Origin of the sequence: Burkholderia anthinoferrum, assembly GCF_002925705.1 — a bacterium.
Lineage (GTDB): Bacteria > Pseudomonadota > Gammaproteobacteria > Burkholderiales > Burkholderiaceae > Burkholderia > Burkholderia semiarida.
Window position 1 is genome coordinate 1 of sequence record NZ_LFZP01000045.1, and the last position, 20,032, is coordinate 20,032.

Annotated in this window: 20 protein-coding genes; 14 read left to right on the top strand and 6 right to left on the bottom strand. The window is 66.5% G+C overall.

The genetic code is table 11. The features are described from left to right. Positions 1–537: 537 nt before the first annotated feature. Complete coding sequence (locus C5F75_RS16490) at positions 538–1,314, bottom strand: enoyl-CoA hydratase (RefSeq protein WP_059576928.1); 777 nt, start codon at positions 1,312–1,314, stop codon at positions 538–540. A gap of 129 nt (positions 1,315–1,443) precedes the next feature. On the opposite strand from C5F75_RS16490, the gene paaN reads away from it, so the two are divergent. The 5 genes from paaN to paaK all read left to right on the top strand — a co-directional run bounded on the left by paaN (position 1,444) and on the right by paaK (position 7,068). Next, entirely contained in the window at positions 1,444–3,150 is a 1,707-nt protein-coding gene (gene paaN, locus C5F75_RS16495; RefSeq protein ID WP_059576929.1) for a phenylacetic acid degradation protein PaaN, read from the top strand. An 87-nt stretch (positions 3,151–3,237) separates the two neighbouring features. Then, the gene (gene pcaF / locus C5F75_RS16500; RefSeq protein ID WP_059576932.1) at positions 3,238–4,440 is read left to right on the top strand and encodes a 3-oxoadipyl-CoA thiolase; all 1,203 of its coding nucleotides are present in this window, start codon (positions 3,238–3,240) and stop codon (positions 4,438–4,440) included. 45 nt (positions 4,441–4,485) lie between these two features. Beyond that, positions 4,486–5,277, top strand: a complete 792-nt coding sequence (gene paaG / locus C5F75_RS16505) for a 2-(1,2-epoxy-1,2-dihydrophenyl)acetyl-CoA isomerase PaaG (RefSeq protein WP_059576935.1) — start codon at positions 4,486–4,488, stop codon at positions 5,275–5,277. A gap of 1 nt (position 5,278) precedes the next feature. Next, positions 5,279–5,731 carry a hydroxyphenylacetyl-CoA thioesterase PaaI gene (gene paaI, locus C5F75_RS16510; RefSeq protein ID WP_059576938.1) on the top strand — a complete coding sequence of 151 codons (453 nt, stop codon included), beginning with the start codon at positions 5,279–5,281 and terminating at the stop codon, positions 5,729–5,731. 38 nt (positions 5,732–5,769) lie between these two features. After that, positions 5,770–7,068, top strand: a complete 1,299-nt coding sequence (paaK, locus tag C5F75_RS16515) for a phenylacetate--CoA ligase PaaK (protein ID WP_059576941.1) — start codon at positions 5,770–5,772, stop codon at positions 7,066–7,068. 248 nt (positions 7,069–7,316) lie between these two features. Here paaK and mltA read toward each other — a convergent pair whose 3' ends face one another. Continuing rightward, positions 7,317–8,441: a murein transglycosylase A gene (mltA, locus tag C5F75_RS16520; protein ID WP_226094280.1), complete on the bottom strand. Its 1,125-nt coding sequence runs from the start codon at positions 8,439–8,441 to the stop codon at positions 7,317–7,319. A gap of 28 nt (positions 8,442–8,469) precedes the next feature. Between mltA and C5F75_RS37235 the strand changes: the two genes are divergently transcribed. Continuing rightward, a complete protein-coding gene (locus C5F75_RS37235; protein WP_226094281.1) occupies positions 8,470–8,613 on the top strand; it encodes a hypothetical protein in 144 nt (47 codons plus the stop codon). Positions 8,614–8,627: 14 nt separating this feature from the next. Here the strand turns inward: C5F75_RS37235 and apaG are convergent, their stop codons facing one another. Further along, on the bottom strand, positions 8,628–9,002 hold the full coding sequence (gene apaG / locus C5F75_RS16525) for a Co2+/Mg2+ efflux protein ApaG (RefSeq protein ID WP_034187476.1): 375 nt from the start codon (positions 9,000–9,002) through the stop codon (positions 8,628–8,630). Between the two features lie 177 nt (positions 9,003–9,179). Between apaG and rpe the strand changes: the two genes are divergently transcribed. The 8 genes from rpe to C5F75_RS16565 all read left to right on the top strand — a co-directional run bounded on the left by rpe (position 9,180) and on the right by C5F75_RS16565 (position 16,521). After that, entirely contained in the window at positions 9,180–9,866 is a 687-nt protein-coding gene (gene rpe, locus C5F75_RS16530) for a ribulose-phosphate 3-epimerase (RefSeq protein ID WP_059576943.1), read from the top strand. 4 nt (positions 9,867–9,870) lie between these two features. Then, positions 9,871–10,635 carry a phosphoglycolate phosphatase gene (locus C5F75_RS16535; RefSeq protein WP_059576948.1) on the top strand — a complete coding sequence of 255 codons (765 nt, stop codon included), beginning with the start codon at positions 9,871–9,873 and terminating at the stop codon, positions 10,633–10,635. 357 nt (positions 10,636–10,992) lie between these two features. Next, positions 10,993–12,486 carry an anthranilate synthase component I gene (gene trpE, locus C5F75_RS16540; protein WP_104012457.1) on the top strand — a complete coding sequence of 498 codons (1,494 nt, stop codon included), beginning with the start codon at positions 10,993–10,995 and terminating at the stop codon, positions 12,484–12,486. Positions 12,487–12,499: 13 nt separating this feature from the next. Next, positions 12,500–13,099, top strand: a complete 600-nt coding sequence (locus tag C5F75_RS16545) for an aminodeoxychorismate/anthranilate synthase component II (RefSeq protein ID WP_059577040.1) — start codon at positions 12,500–12,502, stop codon at positions 13,097–13,099. A 13-nt stretch (positions 13,100–13,112) separates the two neighbouring features. Further along, the gene (trpD, locus tag C5F75_RS16550) at positions 13,113–14,144 is read left to right on the top strand and encodes an anthranilate phosphoribosyltransferase (protein WP_059577389.1); all 1,032 of its coding nucleotides are present in this window, start codon (positions 13,113–13,115) and stop codon (positions 14,142–14,144) included. 28 nt (positions 14,145–14,172) lie between these two features. Beyond that, complete coding sequence (trpC, locus tag C5F75_RS16555; RefSeq protein ID WP_054928329.1) at positions 14,173–14,958, top strand: indole-3-glycerol phosphate synthase TrpC; 786 nt, start codon at positions 14,173–14,175, stop codon at positions 14,956–14,958. Further along, positions 14,958–15,584 carry a CYTH domain-containing protein gene (locus C5F75_RS16560; RefSeq protein WP_059577043.1) on the top strand — a complete coding sequence of 209 codons (627 nt, stop codon included), beginning with the start codon at positions 14,958–14,960 and terminating at the stop codon, positions 15,582–15,584. Before trpC ends, C5F75_RS16560 begins: the two co-directional genes overlap by 1 nt. Positions 15,585–15,597: 13 nt before the next feature. Beyond that, positions 15,598–16,521, top strand: a complete 924-nt coding sequence (locus C5F75_RS16565; RefSeq protein ID WP_059577046.1) for a uracil-DNA glycosylase — start codon at positions 15,598–15,600, stop codon at positions 16,519–16,521. A 115-nt stretch (positions 16,522–16,636) separates the two neighbouring features. On the opposite strand, the gene C5F75_RS16570 is transcribed toward C5F75_RS16565, so the two are convergent. The 3 genes from C5F75_RS16570 to C5F75_RS16580 form a co-directional block, all read right to left on the bottom strand. Beyond that, positions 16,637–17,233 (bottom strand): FMN-dependent NADH-azoreductase, encoded by a 597-nt coding sequence (locus C5F75_RS16570; RefSeq protein WP_059577049.1) that lies wholly within the window; start codon positions 17,231–17,233, stop codon positions 16,637–16,639. Positions 17,234–17,380: 147 nt separating this feature from the next. Beyond that, positions 17,381–19,180 carry a M61 family metallopeptidase gene (locus tag C5F75_RS16575; protein ID WP_059577052.1) on the bottom strand — a complete coding sequence of 600 codons (1,800 nt, stop codon included), beginning with the start codon at positions 19,178–19,180 and terminating at the stop codon, positions 17,381–17,383. A 105-nt stretch (positions 19,181–19,285) separates the two neighbouring features. Further along, on the bottom strand, positions 19,286–20,014 hold the full coding sequence (locus C5F75_RS16580) for a DsbC family protein (RefSeq protein ID WP_059577055.1): 729 nt from the start codon (positions 20,012–20,014) through the stop codon (positions 19,286–19,288). Positions 20,015–20,032 lie beyond the last annotated feature (18 nt).

The window sequence follows — 20,032 nt, forward strand, 5'->3', positions numbered from 1 at the left end:
TCGCTCACTCAAAGCTGACAGGAATATGAATCACTTCATAAACCTGACTTACTTTAGTGTGAGACTCTTGATACTTTCGCTATCTGATCCGAGGATCAGCTCGCTTTCATCAAGCGCCCACACTTATCGGCTGTTAATTTTTAAAGAGCACGTCTGCGAGAAACTTCGTGTTTCCCAGCAGCGCTGCGTTTTCAGCAGCAGAGAAGCGAGATTATGAGCCGTGTTTCGCAGCTCGTCAACAACTTTCTGAACGACTTCGTTGCGACTGCGGGGCCCATCTTCCTGCGCCGCCGAGGCTCGTTACCACCGAACCTCAACAGCACCGCTTCCCTTCCTCCCGCGCCGCGTTTCCGTTAGCGCGAAAGAGGCGTGATTCTAAGCACCCGCCCCCATCCAGGCAAGCTCTTTGTGAAGAAAGTTTGAAAAGGCCTCCGTGCGCTGTCGCGCACGGAGGCCTTTTTTGATGAACCGGACAAGGCGATCCCGCCCGCAACCGATACAGGCCAGCCATCGGACACCCGCCCCGACGCAGTCCGATCAGCGGTGCTTGAAAACAGGCTTCCGCTTCTCGACGAATGCCGCCATCCCTTCCTTCTGGTCTTCCGTTGCGAACAACGAGTGGAACAACCGGCGCTCGAAGTGGACGCCTTCAGCCAGCGTCGTCTCGTACGCGCGGTTCACCGACTCCTTGACCATCATGACCGCCGGCAGCGAGAACTCGGCGATCGTCGTCGCGGCGGCAATCGCCTCGTCGAGCAACTTGTCGGCCGGCAGCACGCGCGAGACGAGCCCGGCACGTTCGGCCTCGACGGCGTCCATGAACCGCGCGGTCAGGCACATGTCCATTGCCTTCGCCTTCGACACCGCGCGCGGCAGGCGCTGCGTGCCACCCGCCCCCGGCATGACGCCCAGCTTGATTTCCGGCTGGCCGAACTTGGCCGTGTCCGCCGCGAAGATGATGTCGCACATCATCGCGAGTTCGCAGCCGCCGCCCAGCGCAAAGCCCGAAACCGCAGCAATGATCGGTTTGCGGATCTCGCGGACCGCCTCCCAGTTGCGCGTGATGTAGTCACCCCGATAAACATCCATATAGGAGTAGGTTGCCATCATGCCGATGTCCGCGCCGGCCGCGAACGCCTTCTCGCTGCCCGTCACGACGATCGCGCCGATGTCGTCGTCCGCATCGAACGCCTTCAGCGCGGCACCCAACTCGTCCATCAATGCATCGTTCAGCGCATTCAGCGCCTTCGGGCGGTTGAGCGTCACCAGACCAACGCGCCCCCGGGTCTCCACCAGGATGTTTTCGTAAGCCATCTATTTCTCCTCGATCAATGAAATGAGAAACGCCTCGCACATGCGAATAGTTTGATGCTACCATTCTCCGACCAACCGGTCGGTTAATTAATCGATCCGATCCCTCTCAACGTTCATCAGGCCGCCGTCATGACCCATGCCCTGCTCACGAAGCACGAAGACACGCTGAAACACGCACTCGCCGCCATCGAGAGCCGCGGGTACTGGAGCCCGTTCGCCGAAATGCCGAGCCCCAAAGTGTACGGGGAAAGCGCAAGCGCAGACGGCGAGGCGGCGTTCAAGTCGCACCTCCACAAGACCTTCGTGCTTGACCAGCCCGCATCCGGTGAAACGGTCGGCGCCGAGCGCTCGCCATACGGCATCGCGCTGGGCATCCGGTATCCGAAATCCACGCCGGACGCACTGATCGCTGCCGCAGCCGCCGCTCAACGTACGTGGCGCGAAGCCGGCCCGAGCGCGTGGATCGGCGTTAGCCTCGAAATCCTTGCGCGCCTGAACCGCGCAAGCTTCGAAATTGCCTACAGCGTGATGCACACCACCGGGCAAGCCTTCATGATGGCGTTTCAGGCCGGCGGCCCGCACGCACAGGACCGCGCGCTCGAAGCCGTCGCCTATGCATGGGACGAACTGCGCCGCATTCCGGCCGATGCACACTGGGAAAAGCCGCAAGGCAAGAACCCTCCCCTTGCGATGCACAAGCGCTATACGATCGTGCCGCGCGGCACCGGCCTCGTGCTCGGCTGCTGCACGTTCCCGACCTGGAACGGCTACCCGGGCCTGTTCGCCGATCTGGCAACCGGTAATACCGTGATCGTCAAACCGCACCCTGGCGCGATCCTGCCGCTTGCCATCACGGTCCGAATCGCCCGCGACGTGCTGCGCGAAGCCGGATTCGATCCGAACGTCGTCACGCTCCTCGCGACCGAGCCCAACGACGGCGCCCTCGTCCAGGATCTCGCGCTGCGCCCCGAGATCAAGCTGATCGACTTCACCGGCAGCACGCAAAACGGCACGTGGCTCGAACACCATGCCCATCAGGCCCAGGTCTATACCGAGAAAGCGGGCGTCAACCAGATCGTGATCGACTCGACCGACGACCTCAAAGCCGCCGCGAAAAACATCGCGTTCTCGCTGGCGCTGTACTCCGGCCAGATGTGCACGGCCCCGCAGAATATCTACGTGCCGCGCGACGGCATCCGGACCGACGACGGCCATGCGAGCTTCGACGAAGTCGCGCAAGCAATCGCGGTTGCCGTGCAAAAACTCACTGGCGACCCGGCACGCTCGGTCGAACTGACCGGCGCAATCCAGAACGAAGGCGTGACCGCGCGCATCGACGACGCGCGCAAGCTCGGCCGCGTGCTTGCGGATAGCGTGGCTCTCCAGCATCCCGCCTTCCCCGATGCGCGTGTGCGCACGCCGCTCGTGCTGCAGCTCGACGTGGCCGACCGCGAAAAATTCACGCAGGAATGGTTCGGCCCGATCTCGTTCGTGATCGCGACCGACTCGACCGCGCAATCGCTCGATCTGGCCGGTGAAATCGCCGCCGAACACGGCGCGCTGACCCTTTCCGTCTACAGCACCGATGACGCAATCCTCGACGCCGCACACGACGCGGCGGTGCGTGGCGGCGTCGCGCTGTCGATCAACCTGACGGGCGGCGTATTCGTGAACCAGTCGGCCGCGTTCTCCGACTTCCACGGAACGGGCGCGAACCCGGCGGCCAACGCGGCGCTGGCCGACCCCGCGTTCGTCGCCAACCGGTTCCGCGTGGTGCAAAGCCGGGTCCATGTTGCCCCGAAGGCGGTACCTGCGGAAGCTGGCCAGACGGCATAGCCCTAATGGCCGACGTGCAAACGCCGCCATGTTCTCTACCATGAACGAATCCGCCACCCGGCGGGTTCGTCACTCATCGATACGCCCATGACAGACGCCTACATCTGCGACGCGATTCGCACCCCCATCGGCCGCTACGGCGGCGCACTGAAAGATGTTCGTGCCGACGACCTCGGCGCGGTGCCGCTCAAGGCGCTGATCGAGCGCAATCGCGACGTCGACTGGGCGGCGATCGACGATGTGATCTACGGTTGCGCGAATCAGGCCGGCGAGGACAACCGCAACGTCGCACGCATGTCGGCGCTGCTGGCGGGCCTGCCCACCGCCGTGCCCGGCGCGACGCTGAACCGGCTCTGCGGCTCCGGGATGGACGCGGTCGGCACGGCCGCGCGCGCGATCAAGGCGGGTGAAGCGCGCCTCATGATCGCAGGTGGCGTCGAGAGCATGACCCGCGCACCGTTCGTGATGGGCAAGGCCGCGAGCGCGTTCGCGCGCCAGGCCGACATCTTCGATACGACGATCGGCTGGCGCTTCGTCAATCCGCTGATGAAGCAGCTGTATGGCGTCGATTCGATGCCGGAGACGGCCGAGAACGTCGCGGTCGACTACCACATCAGCCGCGCCGATCAGGACCTCTTCGCGCTGCGCAGCCAGCAGAAGGCCGCACGGGCCCAGCAGGACGGCACGCTCGCTGAGGAAATCGTCGCGGTCACGATTCCACAGAAGAAAGGCGAGCCCGTCGTCGTGTCGCGCGACGAGCATCCGCGCGAAACATCCCTCGAAGCGCTCGCGAAGCTGAAGGGCGTGGTACGCCCCGACGGCTCCGTGACGGCCGGCAACGCATCGGGCGTCAACGACGGCGCCTGCGCGCTGCTGCTCGCCAATGCGCAGGCAGCCGACCAGTATGGCCTGCGTCGCCGCGCGCGCGTCGTCGGCATGGCGACCGCCGGCGTCGAGCCGCGCGTGATGGGCATCGGTCCCGCGCCGGCCACGCAGAAACTGCTGCACCAGCTCGGCATGCGTATCGACCAGTTCGACGTGATCGAACTGAACGAGGCGTTCGCGTCGCAAGGTCTCGCCGTGCTGCGCATGCTCGGCGTCGCCGACGACGATCCACGCGTGAACCCGAACGGCGGTGCGATCGCGCTCGGCCACCCGCTCGGCGCATCGGGCGCCCGGCTCGTCACCACGGCGCTCCATCAACTCGAGCGCACCGGCGGCCGCTTCGCGCTCTGTACGATGTGCATCGGCGTCGGCCAGGGCATCGCGCTCGCGATCGAACGCGTGTAACCGACGCGCCGCGCGCCTATAACGAAGTCATGACGGAGATACTGCATGTCCTATCAGGCGATCCAGCTGGATATCGATCAGGCCGCGCGCGTGGCCACGATCACGCTCAACCGCCCCGACAAGCTAAACAGCTTCACGCGGGCGATGCATCGCGAACTGCAGTCGGCGCTCGATGAAGTCGAGGCGGCCGGTGCACGCGCGCTGATTCTGACGGGTGCGGGGCGCGGCTTTTGCGCGGGCCAGGACCTGGCCGACCTCGACTTCACACCGGGCGCGTCCAGCGATCTGGGCACACTGATCGACGAGCATTTCAATCCGTTGATCCGCCGCCTGCAGCGTCTGCCGATTCCGGTGATCGCCGCCGTCAACGGTACGGCCGCCGGCGCCGGCGCGAATCTCGCACTGGCGTGCGATCTCGTGTTCGCCGCGCGCTCGAGCAGTTTCATTCAAGCCTTCGTCAAGATCGGGCTCGTACCCGATTCGGGCGGCACCTGGTTCCTGCCGCAACGCATCGGCATGGCTCGCGCGCTGGGGCTCGCGCTGACCGGCGACAAGCTCGGCGCGGAACAGGCCGAACAATGGGGCCTGATCTGGCGCGCAGTCGACGACGACGCACTCGTCGCGACGGCCCGCCAGCTCGCCACCCAACTCGCGCAGCAGCCGACGCTCGCCATCGCATCGATCAAGCAGTCGATGCGAGACGGCATCACGAACACGCTCGATCAGCAGCTCGATCTGGAACGCGACCTGCAGCGCAAGCTCGGCCAGTCGCATGACTACGCGGAAGGTGTGAAGGCCTTCATCGAGAAGCGTGCACCGCGCTTCGAGGGGCGCTGACATGACGAACGCGACCGCCACGCTCGACCCCGACTCGCTCGCCCGCGCCACCGCGCGGGCCATGTACGACGCCGATGCGTGCAGTCGCGCGTTCGGCATGGAAATCGCCGAAGTACGCGCCGGCTACGCCCGTCTGCAGATGCGCGTGCGGCCCGAATTCCTGAACGGTCACCAGACCTGCCACGGCGGGATCATCTTCACGCTCGCCGATTCGACGTTCGCGTTTGCATGCAACTCGTACAACGTGAATGCGGTCGCGGCCGGCTGCTCGATCGAATTCCTGCGCCCCGTGCACGGCGGCGACGTGCTGACGGCCGAGGCGGTCGAACAGGCGCGCGCCGGCCGCCACGGCATCTACGACATCCGCGTCACGAACCAGACAGGCGACACGGTTGCGATGTTTCGCGGCAAATCCGCCCAGATCAAGGGCACGGTCATCCCGGAAGACCGCTGACGTCGACGGCTCGCCCATAACAAACACTGGAGACATGCATGACTACCCCGCTACCGCTCGAGCCGATCGAGACCGCCTCGCGCGACGAGCTGACCGCGCTGCAGCTGGAACGCCTCAAGTGGTCGCTCCGGCATGCGTATGACAACTCGCCCGTCTATCGCCGCAAGTTCGACGAAGCGGGCGTGCATCCGGACGACCTGAAGACGCTCGCCGACCTGTCGCGCTTTCCGTTTACGACCAAGGGCGACCTGCGCGACAGCTATCCGTTCGGGATGTTCGCGGTGCCGCAAGACCAGATCTCGCGCATCCACGCGTCGTCCGGCACGACCGGCAAGCCGACGGTCGTCGGCTATACGGCCGCCGACATCGACACGTGGGCAAACCTCGTCGCCCGGTCGATCCGCGCCGCCGGTGCGCGCCGCGGCGACAAGGTGCACGTCAGCTACGGCTATGGGCTCTTCACGGGCGGGCTCGGCGCGCACTACGGCGCCGAGCGCGCAGGCCTCACCGTGATCCCGTTCGGCGGCGGCCAGACCGAAAAGCAGGTACAGCTGATCCAGGATTTCCGGCCCGACATCATCATGGTCACGCCGAGCTACATGCTGTCGATCGCCGACGAGATCGAGCGCCAGGGCCTCGATCCCGTCAAGAGTTCGCTGCGCATCGGCATCTTCGGCGCGGAGCCGTGGACCAACGACATGCGCGTCGCAATCGAACAGCGGATGGGCATCGACGCGGTCGACATCTACGGGCTGTCCGAAGTGATGGGCCCCGGCGTGGCGTCCGAATGCGTCGAGACCAAGGATGGTCCGACCATCTGGGAAGACCACTTCTATCCGGAAGTCATCGACCCGGAAACCGGCGAAGTGCTGCCCGATGGGGAGCTCGGCGAGCTCGTGTTCACGTCGTTGACGAAGGAAGCGCTGCCGATCATCCGCTACCGCACGCGCGATCTCACGCGCCTGTTGCCGGGCACCGCCCGGACGATGCGCCGGATGGAGAAGATCACCGGCCGGTCGGACGACATGATGATCGTGCGCGGCGTCAACGTGTTCCCGACGCAAATCGAGGAACAGTTGCTCAAGCAGCGCGCGCTCGCGCCGCACTATCAGATCGTGCTGACGAAGGAAGGCCCGCTCGACGTGCTGACGCTCAACGTCGAGCCGTGCCCGGAAACCGCGCCCGATACCGCGGCGATCCAGGCGGCCAAACAGGCGCTCGCGTACGACATCAAGTCGCTGATCGGCGTGACGGCCGTGATCAACGTGCTGCCGGTGAACGGCATCGAGCGCTCGGTCGGCAAGGCGCGCCGCGTCGTCGACAAACGCAAGGGCTAAAGTCGCGCGACGCACGTACGGCGCGCGGCGGCGAGCGCGTGCCTGCAAACGAAACAGCCCGGTCGGCCAACGCCGATCGGGCTGCTTTACTCCAAGCGTCGTTCGACGTGACACTCACCGGATCACGCGAACTGAAATCACGTGGTCACACCGGCGATCAGGCCGGCACGCGCCACGCGCAGGAGACGCACCGCGAATGCCGCGTCTCATGCGCGGGCCACCATCCGGGCAGCCCGCCCTGCCCCAAATCACGAATTCGGGAACAGCAGCCACATCCGGCCGACCTGCTTCATCCGGCCAGCCTGGTCACCGGCGTCGTCGCCGAGCCCCCAGAAATAGTCTGCCCGCACGCCGCCCTTGATCGCCGAGCCCGTATCCTGCGCGAACACGAGCCGGTTCATCGGCGTATTCGTCAGCGGACGCGTGGTCTGCAGGAACACCGGCGTGCCGAGCGGAATCGACGACGGATCGACCGCGATCGAGCGCTCCGGCGTCAGCGGCACGCCGAGCGCGCCGATCGGACCGTCCGCGCCGCCGTGCGGCGCATCCTCCTTGGTCGGCATGTCGCGGAAGAACACGAAGCGCGGATTCGTGTCGAGCAGCGCGTCGACGCGCGTGGGGTTCGCCTTCGCCCAGGCCTTGATGCCCTGCATCGTCGCCTGTGCGGGCGTCAGCTCGCCGCGATCGAGCAGCCACTTGCCGATCGAACGGTACGGCTGGTTGTTGGTACCGGCAAAGCCGACCCGCATCACCGAACCGTCGTCGAGCAGCACGCGCCCCGAGCCCTGCACCTGCAGGAAGAACGCCTCGATCGGATCGTCGACCCATACGAGTTCGTTGCCGTTCAGGATGCCGGCGCGCTCGAGCTGCGCGCGTGCGGGCAGCGCGGCGCCCGCGCGATAGCCGGCCGGCCAGCGATAGAGCGCGTACTGATACGGGCCGCGGCGCACGCGCGAACCGTGCAGCAGCGGCTCGTAATAGCCAGTCACGAGCCCGTCGAGCGTACCGTCGGTATTCGCGAACTGGAACGGCGTGAAATACGTTTCGAAGAAGGCGCGTGCGCTGCTGACGTCGAGTTCGTCTAGCCGGTCGGCGGCCGCGCAAGCGCGCGTCCAGGCCGGCTGGCGTGCGAGCCGCGCGCAGTTCTGCCGCAACGCGGCCGTCGCGCCGATCAGCGAATCGTCCTGCCAGCCCGGCACCTGCTGCCACGCGACCGGCGTGAGCCGCTTCGCGGCGACCTGCCCCGGCACGATCGCCGCGCCGGTCGGCGGCTTCAGCGCGGAGGTCCGCGTCGGCGCGCCGCCGCACGCGGCGAGCAGCGCCGCCGCCGCGGCTGCGGCCATCCACCCGGCCAGCCGGGGCCCAAACCACATACAATGTCCGTTCTTGATGGAAACCGCCATGTCAGATTTTCTCGACCAATATCCGATGCTCATCTTCGCGCTCGAAGCCTTCGTAGCGCTTGCCCTGCTGATCTTCATCGTCGTCTGGACGTCGTCGGGCAGAAAGAAGCCGGCCCGCCACAACGACCGCCAGCCGCGCTGACGCGCGCCGCACGCTCAATGCAGCGTGCGCGGCATGTGCAGGGCAAACTCGTCGACCGGCGCCTCAAAACGCTCGCCGTCCTCGGCCACGCAGAAGTACGCGCCGCGCATCGTCCCGACCGGCGTCGCGATCACGGCCCAGCTCGTGTATTCGAAATGCTCGCCCGGCTGCAGCAGCGGCTGGTGCCCGACGACGCCGAGCCCCTTCACTTCCTGCACGTGGTTCTCGCTGTCCGTGATGATCCAGTGACGGGCGATCAGCTGCGCCGCGACCTGTCCGGTGTTGCGGATCGTCAGCGTGTACGCGAATGCGTATTGACGGTGATCGGGGTCGGATTGTTCCGGCAAGTAGCTGGTTTTCACCGAAACGGTGAACTGATACTGACTCATGGTGTGTCCGCTGTAGGTAACCGCGCGCGCCGATTCGAGCGGCCGGGCCGCGGGCGCGCCGCATTGGTTCGGCATTCTATGCGCAATCGGGCGGCAACCGCACAGCCTGCCGCCGCGCACCGGGTCGCCGGACGGTAGAATGACGGTTTTGCGCCGCAACGTCCCCGCTCCCCTGCCATGACTCAATTCCGCATCGCTCCCAGCATCCTCTCGGCCGACTTTGCCCGGCTCGGCGAAGAAGTCCGCAACGTGGTCGCCGCCGGCGCCGACTGGATCCACTTCGACGTGATGGACAACCATTATGTGCCGAACCTCACGATCGGCCCGCTCGTCTGCGAGGCGATCCGCCCGCACGTGCAGGTGCCGATCGACGTGCACCTGATGGTGCGCCCGGTCGACCGGATCGTGCCCGATTTCGCGAAGGCCGGCGCGAACCTGATCAGTTTCCACCCGGAAGGCTCCGACCACATCGACCGCACGCTGTCGCTGATCCGCGACCACGGCTGCAAGGCCGGTCTCGTGTTCAATCCGGCCACGCCGCTGAACTACCTCGACCACGTGATGGACCGCCTCGACTTCGTGCTGCTGATGTCGGTGAACCCCGGCTTCGGCGGTCAGTCGTTCATTCCGGAAACGCTGAACAAGCTGCGCGAAGCGCGCGCGCGCCTCGACGCGTACACGGAGCGCACCGGCCGCGAGATTCTGCTCGAGGTCGACGGCGGCGTGAAGGCCGACAACATCGCGGAAATCGCGGCGGCCGGCGCCGACACGTTCGTCGCCGGTTCGGCGATCTTCGGCAAGCCCGACTACCGCAAGGTGATCGACGAGATGCGCGCGGCGCTCGCCACCGTCGAGCGGAGCTGACACCGTGGCCGACTCGTCGTTCGCCGGCCACGCGCCGGCCGGGGCCGCCACGGACGCGGCCCCGATCCGCTTTGCCGCACCGCGCATCGATGCCGCGCTGATCGACCTCGACGGCACGATGGTCGACACGGCCGACGATTTCACGGCCGGCCTGAACGGGATGCTCGCGCAGCTTGGCGCGCCGGCCACGTCGCGCGACGAAGTCATCGGCTACGTCGGCAAGGGCTCCGAACACCTGATCCAGAGCGTGCTGAAGCCGCGCTTGCCGGCCGACGAAGCGCACGCGCGCTTCGACGACGCACTGGCGATCTACCAGACCGAATACGCGAAGATCAACGGCCGCCACACGCGTCTCTATCCGGACGTGGCAGCCGGCCTCGACGCATTGCGCGCGGCCGGCATCCGGCTCGCGTGCGTGACGAACAAGCCGCACCGCTTCGCGGTCGAGCTGCTCGAACAATACGGGCTGGCCGGCTGCTTCGGCATCGTGCTGGGCGGCGACAGCGTCGCGCGCAAGAAGCCCGATCCGCTGCCGATGCTGACAGCCTGCGACGCGCTCGGCGTCGCGCCAGGCGCCGCGGTCGCGATCGGCGACTCGGAAAACGACGCGCTGGCAGGCCGCGCGGCCGGGATGGCGACGCTGACGGTGCCGTACGGCTACAACCACGGCAAAGCTATACAAACGATAAATTCGGATGGTATAGTCGATTCGTTGCTGGTCGCGGCTCGCGCAATTTCCGCGCACAATGCCGGCCGGCCAACCGTCTGATTATTTCTTCCATCCGCATGTTTCTGAATAAAAAACGGAGTCTGAGCAGCATCGACCGGGGAGCCTGGCCCTGGCGTCGCTGGTCGCGCTAACCTCTTCGATGAGGTACGCTGAAGCACGTCTTCAGCGCCGTTTTTTATCTCGCTGCGCATCCGCGCGCCGACCGTCGCACCACCTCGAGTTCCACCGCGTCCGAACGCTCGCGTTCAGGATCCGCCGCAGGCTCGCGACGTTCACGCCCGGAGTGCCGGCCGGCAACAGGCACTTCTCGATCGACCGCCCTTTCGCCGACGGCCACCCGCGCAGCGTCAAGTGATCCCTGGCGCACGCGCCGCTCGTCCCGAACAGGACCGGAACATGACCGAACTCGAATTCCAATCGCTCGCGAACGAAGGCTACAACCGCATCCCGCTGATCGCGGAAGCCCTTGCCGATCTCGAAACGCCGCTGTCCCTCTACCTGAAGCTGGCCCAGCCCGAACGCGCGGGCGCCAACTCGTTCCTGCTCGAATCGGTGGTCAGCGGCGAACGCTTCGGCCGCTACTCGTTCATCGGCCTGCCCGCCCGCACGCTCGTACGCACCCGCAACGGCGTGTCGGAGGTCGTGCGCGACGGCCAGGTCGTCGAGACGCACGAAGGCGACCCGTTCCAGTTCATCGAATCGTTCCAGGCCCGCTTCAAGGTCGCGCAGCGCCCGGGCCTGCCGCGTTTCTGCGGCGGCCTCGCCGGCTACTTCGGCTACGACGCGGTGCGCTACATCGAGAAGAAGCTCGCGAACACCGCGCCGCGCGACGATCTCGGCCTGCCCGACATCCAGTTGCTGCTGACCGAGGAAGTCGCGGTGATCGACAACCTCGCCGGCAAGCTCTACCTGATCATCTACGCGGATCCGGGCCAGCCCGAAGCGTACGCGAAGGCGAAACAGCGCCTGCGCGAACTGAAGCAGCGCCTGCGCACGACCGTGCAGCCGCCCGTCACGTCGGCGAGCGTGCGCACCGAGACGTTCCGCGAATTCAAGAAGGAGGATTACCTGGCCGCCGTGCGCCAGGCGAAGGAATACATCGCGGCCGGCGAGCTGATGCAGATCCAGGTCGGCCAGCGGCTGACGAAGCCGTACCGCGACAATCCGCTGTCGCTGTACCGCGCGCTGCGCTCGCTGAACCCGTCGCCGTACATGTATTACTACAACTTCGGCGATTCCCACGTGGTCGGCGCGTCGCCGGAAATCCTGGTGCGCCAGGAAAAGCGCGGCGACGACCAGATCGTCACGATCCGGCCGCTGGCCGGCACGCGCCCGCGCGGCAACACGCCCGAGCGTGATGCGGAACTCGCGACCGAGCTGCTGAACGATCCGAAGGAGATCGCCGAGCACGTGATGCTGATCGACCTCGCGCGCAACGACGTGGGCCGCATCGCGGAAATCGGCTCGGTGCAGGTGACCGACAAGATGGTGATCGAGAAGTACTCGCACGTGCAGCACATCGTCAGCTCGGTCGAAGGCAAGCTGAAGCCCGGCATGACGAACTACGACGTGCTGCGCGCGACGTTCCCGGCCGGCACGCTGTCCGGCGCGCCGAAGGTGCGCGCGATGGAACTGATCGACGAGCTCGAGCCGGTCAAGCGCGGGCTGTACGGCGGTGCGGTCGGCTACCTGTCGTTCTCGGGCGAGATGGATCTCGCGATCGCGATCCGCACGGGCCTGATCCACAACGGCAACCTGTACGTGCAAGCGGCGGCCGGCGTCGTCGCCGATTCGGTGCCCGAATCCGAATGGCAAGAGACCGAGAACAAGGCGCGCGCGGTGCTGCGTGCGGCCGAACAGGTCCAGGACGGCCTCGATAGCGACTTCTGACCGGAGACTGACCATGCTGCTCATGATCGACAACTACGACTCGTTTACCTACAACCTGGTCCAGTACTTCGGCGAACTCGGCGAGGACGTGCGTACCTGCCGCAACGACGAAATCACGCTCGACGACATCGCGCGCCTGAACCCCGACACCATCTGCCTGTCGCCCGGCCCGAGCAATCCGCAGCACGCGGGCATCACGCTCGACGTGCTGCGCGAATTCGCGGGCAGGAAGCCGATCCTCGGCGTCTGCCTCGGCCACCAGGCGATCGGCGAAGCATTCGGCGGCCGCGTCGTGCGCGCGAAGACCATCATGCACGGCAAGGTGAGCCGGATCGAAACCGATTGCCGCGGCGTATTCGCCGATCTGCCGAAGCATTTCGACGTCACGCGCTATCACTCCCTCGCGATCGAGCGCGAATCGCTGCCCGACTGCCTCGAGGTGTCCGCGTGGACCGACGACGGCGAGATCATGGGCGTGCGCCACAAGACGCTGCCGGTCGAAGGCGTGCAGTTCCACCCGGAATCGATTCTCTCGGAGCATGGCCACGCGCTGCTCGAGAATTTCCTGAAGCAGCATCGCGCAGCGGCCCATGCCGCCGCACCGGCCGCGTGACGGGAGACGCACGATGACGATTACCCCGCAGGAAGCGCTGCAGCGCACGATCGAGCACCGCGAAATCTTCCACGACGAAATGCTCCACCTGATGCGGCTGATCATGCGCGGCGACATGTCGCCCGTGATGGCGGCCGCGATCATCACCGGGCTGCGCGTGAAGAAGGAGACGATCGGCGAGATCGCCGCCGCCGCGACCGTGATGCGCGAATTCGCGAACCACGTCGAGGTGCAGGACAACTCGAATTTCGTCGACATCGTCGGCACCGGCGGCGACGGCTCGCACACGTTCAACATCTCGACCGCGTCGATGTTCGTCACGGCGGCTGCGGGCGCGAAGGTCGCGAAGCACGGCAACCGCGGCGTGTCGAGCAAATCCGGCAGCGCCGACGTGCTCGAAGCGCTCGGCGTGAACATCGATCTGCAATCGGACCAGGTCGCCGCGTCGATCGCCGAAACCGGCATGGGCTTCATGTTCGCGCCGAACCATCATCCGGCGATGAAGAACATCGCGGCCGTGCGCCGCGAGCTCGGCGTGCGCACGATCTTCAACATCCTCGGCCCGCTGACCAATCCGGCCGGCGCGCCGAACCAGCTGATGGGCGTGTTTCACCCCGACCTCGTCGGCATCCAGGTGCGCGTGATGCAGCGCCTCGGCGCGCAGCACGTGCTCGTCGTGTACGGCAAGGACGGGATGGACGAGGTGTCGCTCGGCGCCGCGACGCTCGTCGGCGAGTTGCGCGACGGCAAGGTGCACGAGTACGAGATCCATCCGGAGGATTTCGGCCTGCAGATGGTGTCGAACCGCACGCTGAAGGTGGAAAATGCGGACGAATCGCGCACGATGCTGCTCGGCGCGCTGGACAACCAGCCTGGCGTCGCGCGCGAGATCGTCACGCTGAACGCGGGCACCGCGCTCTATGCGGCCAATATCGCCGAGTCGATCGCGGACGGCATCCAGCTCGCCCGCGAAGCGATCGCAAGCGGCAAGGCCCGCGCGAAAGTCGACGAACTCGTGCGCTTCACGCAGCAGTTCAAGCGCTGACCCTCTTACGAATCCAGCAGGAACCCACATGAGCGACATTCTCGACCGAATCATCGCCGTCAAGCGCGAAGAAATCGCGGCGGCCCTGCGCAGCACGCCGCTCGAGGCACTGAAACTCGAAGCATCCGCGCGCGACCTGCGCGACTTCGTCGGCGCGCTGCGCGCGAAGCACGCGGCCGGCAACGCCGCCGTGATCGCCGAAATCAAGAAGGCAAGCCCGTCGAAAGGCGTGCTGCGCGAGCATTTCGTGCCGGCCGACATCGCGCGCTCGTATGCGGCGCACGGCGCCGCGTGCCTGTCGGTGCTGACCGACGAGCAGTTCTTCCAGGGCGGCGTCCGCTACCTCGAGGAAGCGCGCGCGGCCTGCACGCTGCCGGTGCTGCGCAAGGACTTCATCGTCGACGCGTACCAGATCGTCGAAGCCCGCGCGATGGGCGCCGACGCGATCCTGCTGATCGCCGCCGCGCTCGACACGCCGCTGATGCAGGATCTCGAGGCCTATGCGCATTCGCTCGGCCTCGCGGTGCTCGTCGAAGTGCACGACCGCCACGAGATGGAACAGGCGCTGACGCTCAAGACGCCGCTGCTCGGCATCAACAACCGCAACCTGCGCACGTTCGAGACGTCGATCCAGACCACGCTCGACATGCTGGACATGATTCCGGCGGACCGCATCGTCGTGACCGAATCGGGCATCCTGTCGCGTACCGACGTCGACACGATGCGCGCGGCGAACGTGAACACGTTCCTCGTCGGCGAGGCGTTCATGCGCGCCGATCAGCCGGGCGAGGAACTCGCACGGATGTTCTTCTGATGGCGATCGAAAAGGAAATCAAGCTCGCGCTGCCGGCCGGCCAGGCCGATGCCGCGCGCCGCTTCTTCGAGACGCTGACCGGCGAACCCGGTCACGCGATCACGCTCGCGAACGTCTATTACGACACGCCCGACCTCGCGCTGGCGCACTCGAAGAGCGCGGTGCGCGTGCGCCGCACGCCGGACGGTTGGCTGCAGACGTTCAAGACGGTCGGCAGCGCGGAAGGCGGCCTGCATAGCCGCCACGAATGGGAACTGCCGGTCGCGGGCGACGCGCTCGAAATCGATGCGCTCGTCGCGGCCTGCGACGTGCCGGAAGCCGCCGCCGCGCTGAATGACGCGGCCGGCGCGCTGCATGCGCTGTTCCGCACGGATTTTTCGCGTACGCTGTGGCGCATCGCCATCGGCGGCGCGACGGTCGAGGCCGCGGTGGACCTCGGCGAGATCGTCGTCCAGGCGGAACACGAAACGCGCAGCGAACCGATCAGCGAAATCGAACTCGAATTGATCGACGGCCCGGAAACGGCGCTGGCGACGCTCGCCGCCGAACTGCAGCAGGCGCTGCCGGGCCTCGTTCCCGAAAACATCAGCAAGGCGCAGCGCGGCTACCGGCTGCGCGCGCAATAAACCCGCATCACGCATGGCAACCCGCAAGACTTCCCGCGCGCCGCAACAGGCGTCGCTGTTCGACGATCCCGTGCCGGAAACGGCGCAGGCCGATATTCCGTCCGCGGCGTCCGAGCCGCCTGCCGCTCGGCGCAAAGCAGCGAAGAAAACCGCAGCACCCGCGCCCATGCCCGAGCCGGCCTCGGCCGCCGCGGCGCCGCGCCCCGTCGCCGCCGACGTACCGCATCTCGCCGCGCAATTCGACGCGCTGCCGGCTGTCTGGCGCGACGTGCTGAAACCGTTCACCGACAGCGACGCGTACGCGCCGCTGTGCCGCTTCGTCGATGAGGAGCGTGCGGCCGGCAAGACGGTCTACCCGACCGACGTGTTCCGCGCGCTGCGCCTGACGAGCCCGGACGACGTGAAGGTCGTGATCCTCGGCCAGGATCCGTACCACGGCGACGATCGCGGCACGCCGCAGGCGCACGGCCTCGCGTTCTCGGTGCCGCCGGCCGTCCGCACGCCGCCGTCGCTGCGCAACATCTTCAAGGAAATCGCCGCGAACTTCGGTCACGACACGCCGCGGCACGGCTGCCTCGACACGTGGGCGCGCCAGGGCGTGCTGCTGCTCAACACCGTGCTGACGGTCGAGCGCGGCGCGGCCGCGAGCCATGCTAAGCGCGGCTGGGAGCAATGCACGGACACGCTGATCCGCGAGCTCGCCGGCCGTCATCGCGGGCTCGTGTTCATGCTGTGGGGCGCGCACGCGCAGGCCAAGCGCGCCCTGTTCGACGCGAACGCGCATTGCGTGCTCGAGGCGCCGCATCCGTCGCCGCTGTCCGCGCATCGCGGCTTCCTCGGCTGCCGCCATTTCGCGCTCGCGAACGACTATCTGGTCGAAGCAGGCCGCGAACCGATCGACTGGCGTCTGCCGGACGTGGCCGAAACGCTCGCGTAACGGCCCAGGCGGCGAGTTCGCCGGCCGAATGCAAAAACGCCGCGCCCCTTTCGGGGCGCGGCGTTTTTTATCGGGTGACGCAGCCGGTGCGTCGCACCCGCGTCGACCTCACGCGTTACGCGGCGGCGATCGCCTCGCGCGCGCTGGCGAGCGCGGCGCTTTGCGCATCCGGGCCGAGGTTCAGGCCTTCCGCGAAGATGAAGCTCACGTCGGTCAGGCCGATGAAGCCGAGGAACGTGCGCAGGTAAGGCGTCTGGCTGTCGTTCGGCGTGCCGGCGTACTTGCCGCCGCGGGCCGTCACCACGTGAACCTTCTTGCCCTTGATCAGGCCTTCCGGACCGTTCTCGGTGTAGCGGAACGTGACGCCTGCGCGGGCGATCCAGTCGAAATACGTCTTCAATTGCGACGAGATGCCGAAGTTGTACATCGGTGCGCCGATCACGATGATGTCGGCAGCCTGCAACTCGGCGATCAGCGCATCGCTCTTCGCGACGATCGCATTCTGTTCCGCGGTGCGCTTGTCGGCCGGCGTGAAGAATGCGCCGAGCACCGATTCGTCGAGGTGCGGCAGCGCGTCGGCCAGCAGATCGCGAACCACGACGTTCGCGCCGGGGTTCGATTGTTGCAGCTTTGCCGTCAGTTCGTTGGCCAGCAGCGTGGATTGCGCGCCTTGCGAACGCGCAGCGGAATTGATTTGCAGAATGGTCGTCATGTCAGGCTCCGGTAGGGTTGCGCTTCGGTAGCGCGAGTGACGCCATTGTGCGTGGCCGCATGACCGCGAAAAAGCGGGCCCAGGGCGACGGATTGTTGCAGCAGCAGAACAATCCTTGATCGCGCCCCGATACCCGCTTTCGGACGATTACCCCTTCAGCCAGGCTTCGCGGGCCTTCGTGGCCGCAGCCGGCTTCGCGGCCGCCGTCAGCCGGTAGCGCGTGACGTCCGGGCCGTCGAGCTTCAGTTTCGCGGTGCGCAGCTCGTCGCGGCGAAACGCGTGAACCTCGACCTTGTCGCCCGGCCGGTAGCGCGCGAGCAGCGCATCGAGGTTCGTGCCCGTCACGCGCAGCCCGTCGACCGCGATCAGCGTGTCGCCGGCCGACAACCCCGCGCGATGCGCGGCGCCGCCTTCGTAGACCGCCGCGAGCGTGCAGTCCGCGCCGCCGCGCAAACGCGCGCCGATCGTCGGCTTCGCGGCCGCGCCGGTCGCGACGTCGGGCGCCAGCGTTACGCCGAACGGCGCAAGCAGTTCGGCAAGCGGCAGATCGCGCGTGCCGTGCACGGCGTCGGCGAACAGGCGGCCGAGCGCGACGCCCGTCGCTTCCTCGATCAGCACCTCGACTTCGTTTTCCTCGACGCCCGCCTGCTTGCCGCGATAGAAATCGCGGCCGTAGCGTTGCCACAGCAGGCGCATCACGTCGTCGAGCGACTTCCGGTTGCGCGTCCGCGCACGGATCGCGAGATCGAATGCCAGCGCAACGAGCGAGCCCTTCGTGTAATAGCTGACGATCGCGTTGGTCGCGTTCTCGTCCTGGCGGTAGTACTTGATCCACGCGTCGAACGAGCTTTCCGCGACGCTCTGCTTGAGCCGGCCCGTGCCGCGCAGCACGCCGCCGATGGTGCGGCCCAGCGCCGCGAAATATTCGTCCTGCGACATCAGCCCGCTGCGGACCAGCATCAGGTCGTCGTAATACGACGTGAAGCCCTCGAACAGCCACAACAGCGACGTGTAGTTCTCGCGCGTGAGGTCGTACGGCACGAACGCCGCCGGCTTGATGCGCTTCACGTTCCACGTGTGGAAATACTCGTGGCTGCAAAGCCCGAGATACGTGCGATAGCCTTCCGTCGTTTCGGGGCGCCCTTTCACCGGCAGGTCGGTCCGGTTGCAGATCAGCGCGGTCGACGCGCGATGCTCGAGGCCGCCGTAGCCGTCGCTGACTGCAAGCGTCATGAACACGTAGCGGTCCATCGGCGCCTTCTTCGATTTCGGCTCGAACAGCGCGATCTGCGCTTCGCACACGCGCTTCAGATCGGTACGCAGCCGCTCCAGGTCGAGCTGGGTCACGCGTCCGGCGATCACGATGTCATGCGGCACGCAGTGCGCGTCGAACGTCGCGAGCGCGAATTCGCCGATCGTCACCGGATGGTCGGACAGTTCGTCGTAGTTCGCCGCGCGATACGCGCCGAAACCGTAGCGCTTCGTGCCGCGCGCCTCGGGCAGCGCGGTGCCGACACGCCATGTGCGGAACGCCGCGCCGGCCGGTTTCGCGATGTCGACTTCGCAGGGCGCCTCCTCGCGGCCCGCGACGCTCAGGAACACGGCCGTCGCGTTGAAGAAGCCGCCCGATTCGTCGAGATACGCGGAGCGCACCGACAGGTCCCACGCATACACGTCGTAACGCAGCGTCAGCGTGCCGGTGACGGGCGCGGCCTGCCACGTATGCTTGTCGGTCTTCGCGATGCGCACCTTGCGGCCCGCGTCGTTGAACGCGCCGAGCGTCACGATGTTGCGCGCGAACTCGCGCACGAGATAGCTGCCCGGAATCCATACCGGCAGCGAGAAACGCTGGCCTTCGGGATCGGGATCGGCAACCGTCACCGTCACTTCGAACAGGTGCGCGGCAAGATCTTTCGGGACAATCGAATAGCGGATCGGCTGGGTCATCGTGGCAATCGGTCGGTCGAATACGGCGGCGAAAACGAAGAGAGGCGCCGGCAGATCGTGCGGGCGCCCCTCGCTGGCCGGGCCATGCGCCCGGCGTGCAGTCGGTTACTTGCTCGAGGCGAGCGCCTGGTTGAGCTGGTCGGCCGATACCGCGCCCGGCAGGCGGCGGCCGTCCGGCAGGAAGATCGTCGGCGTGCCCGTGACGTTCATCCCGCGGCCCAGCGCGAGGTTCTTGTCGAGCGCGCTGGTATCGCAGGTACCGGGGCCGGACGGCGCGCGGTGGTCGAGCATCCAGCTCGCCCACGTCTTCGCACGGTCGGTCGCGCACCAGATAGCCTTCGACTTCGCGGTCGAATCCGGCGACAGCACCGGGTACAGGAACGTGTAGACGGTCACGTTGTCGACCGACTGCAGCGTCGTCTCGAGCTTCTTGCAGTACGGGCAGTTCGGATCGGAGAACACCGCGATCTTGCGGGCGCCGTTGCCCTTGACGACCTTGATCGCATTCGCGAACGGCAGGCTCGCGAAATCGATCTTGTTGATTTCGGACAGGCGGGCGTCGGTCAGGTTCTTGTGCGTCTTGGCGTCGACGAGATCGCCGAGCAGCACGTAGTCACCCGCCGCGTCGCTATAGATGATCTGCGAGCCGAGGTTCACTTCGTAAAGCCCTGCAACCGGCGATTTCGACACGCTCTTGATCGGCGCGTCGTTGCCGAGACGGGCTTGCAGCGTGGCCTTCAGCTTGTCGGTGGTCTGGTCGGCCTGCGCGGTGCAGCCCAGCGTCGCCATCGCGACGGCCAGCGCCAGCGATGCGATGCGGATCGTTTTTTTCATCGAAATCTTCCTTCAGCT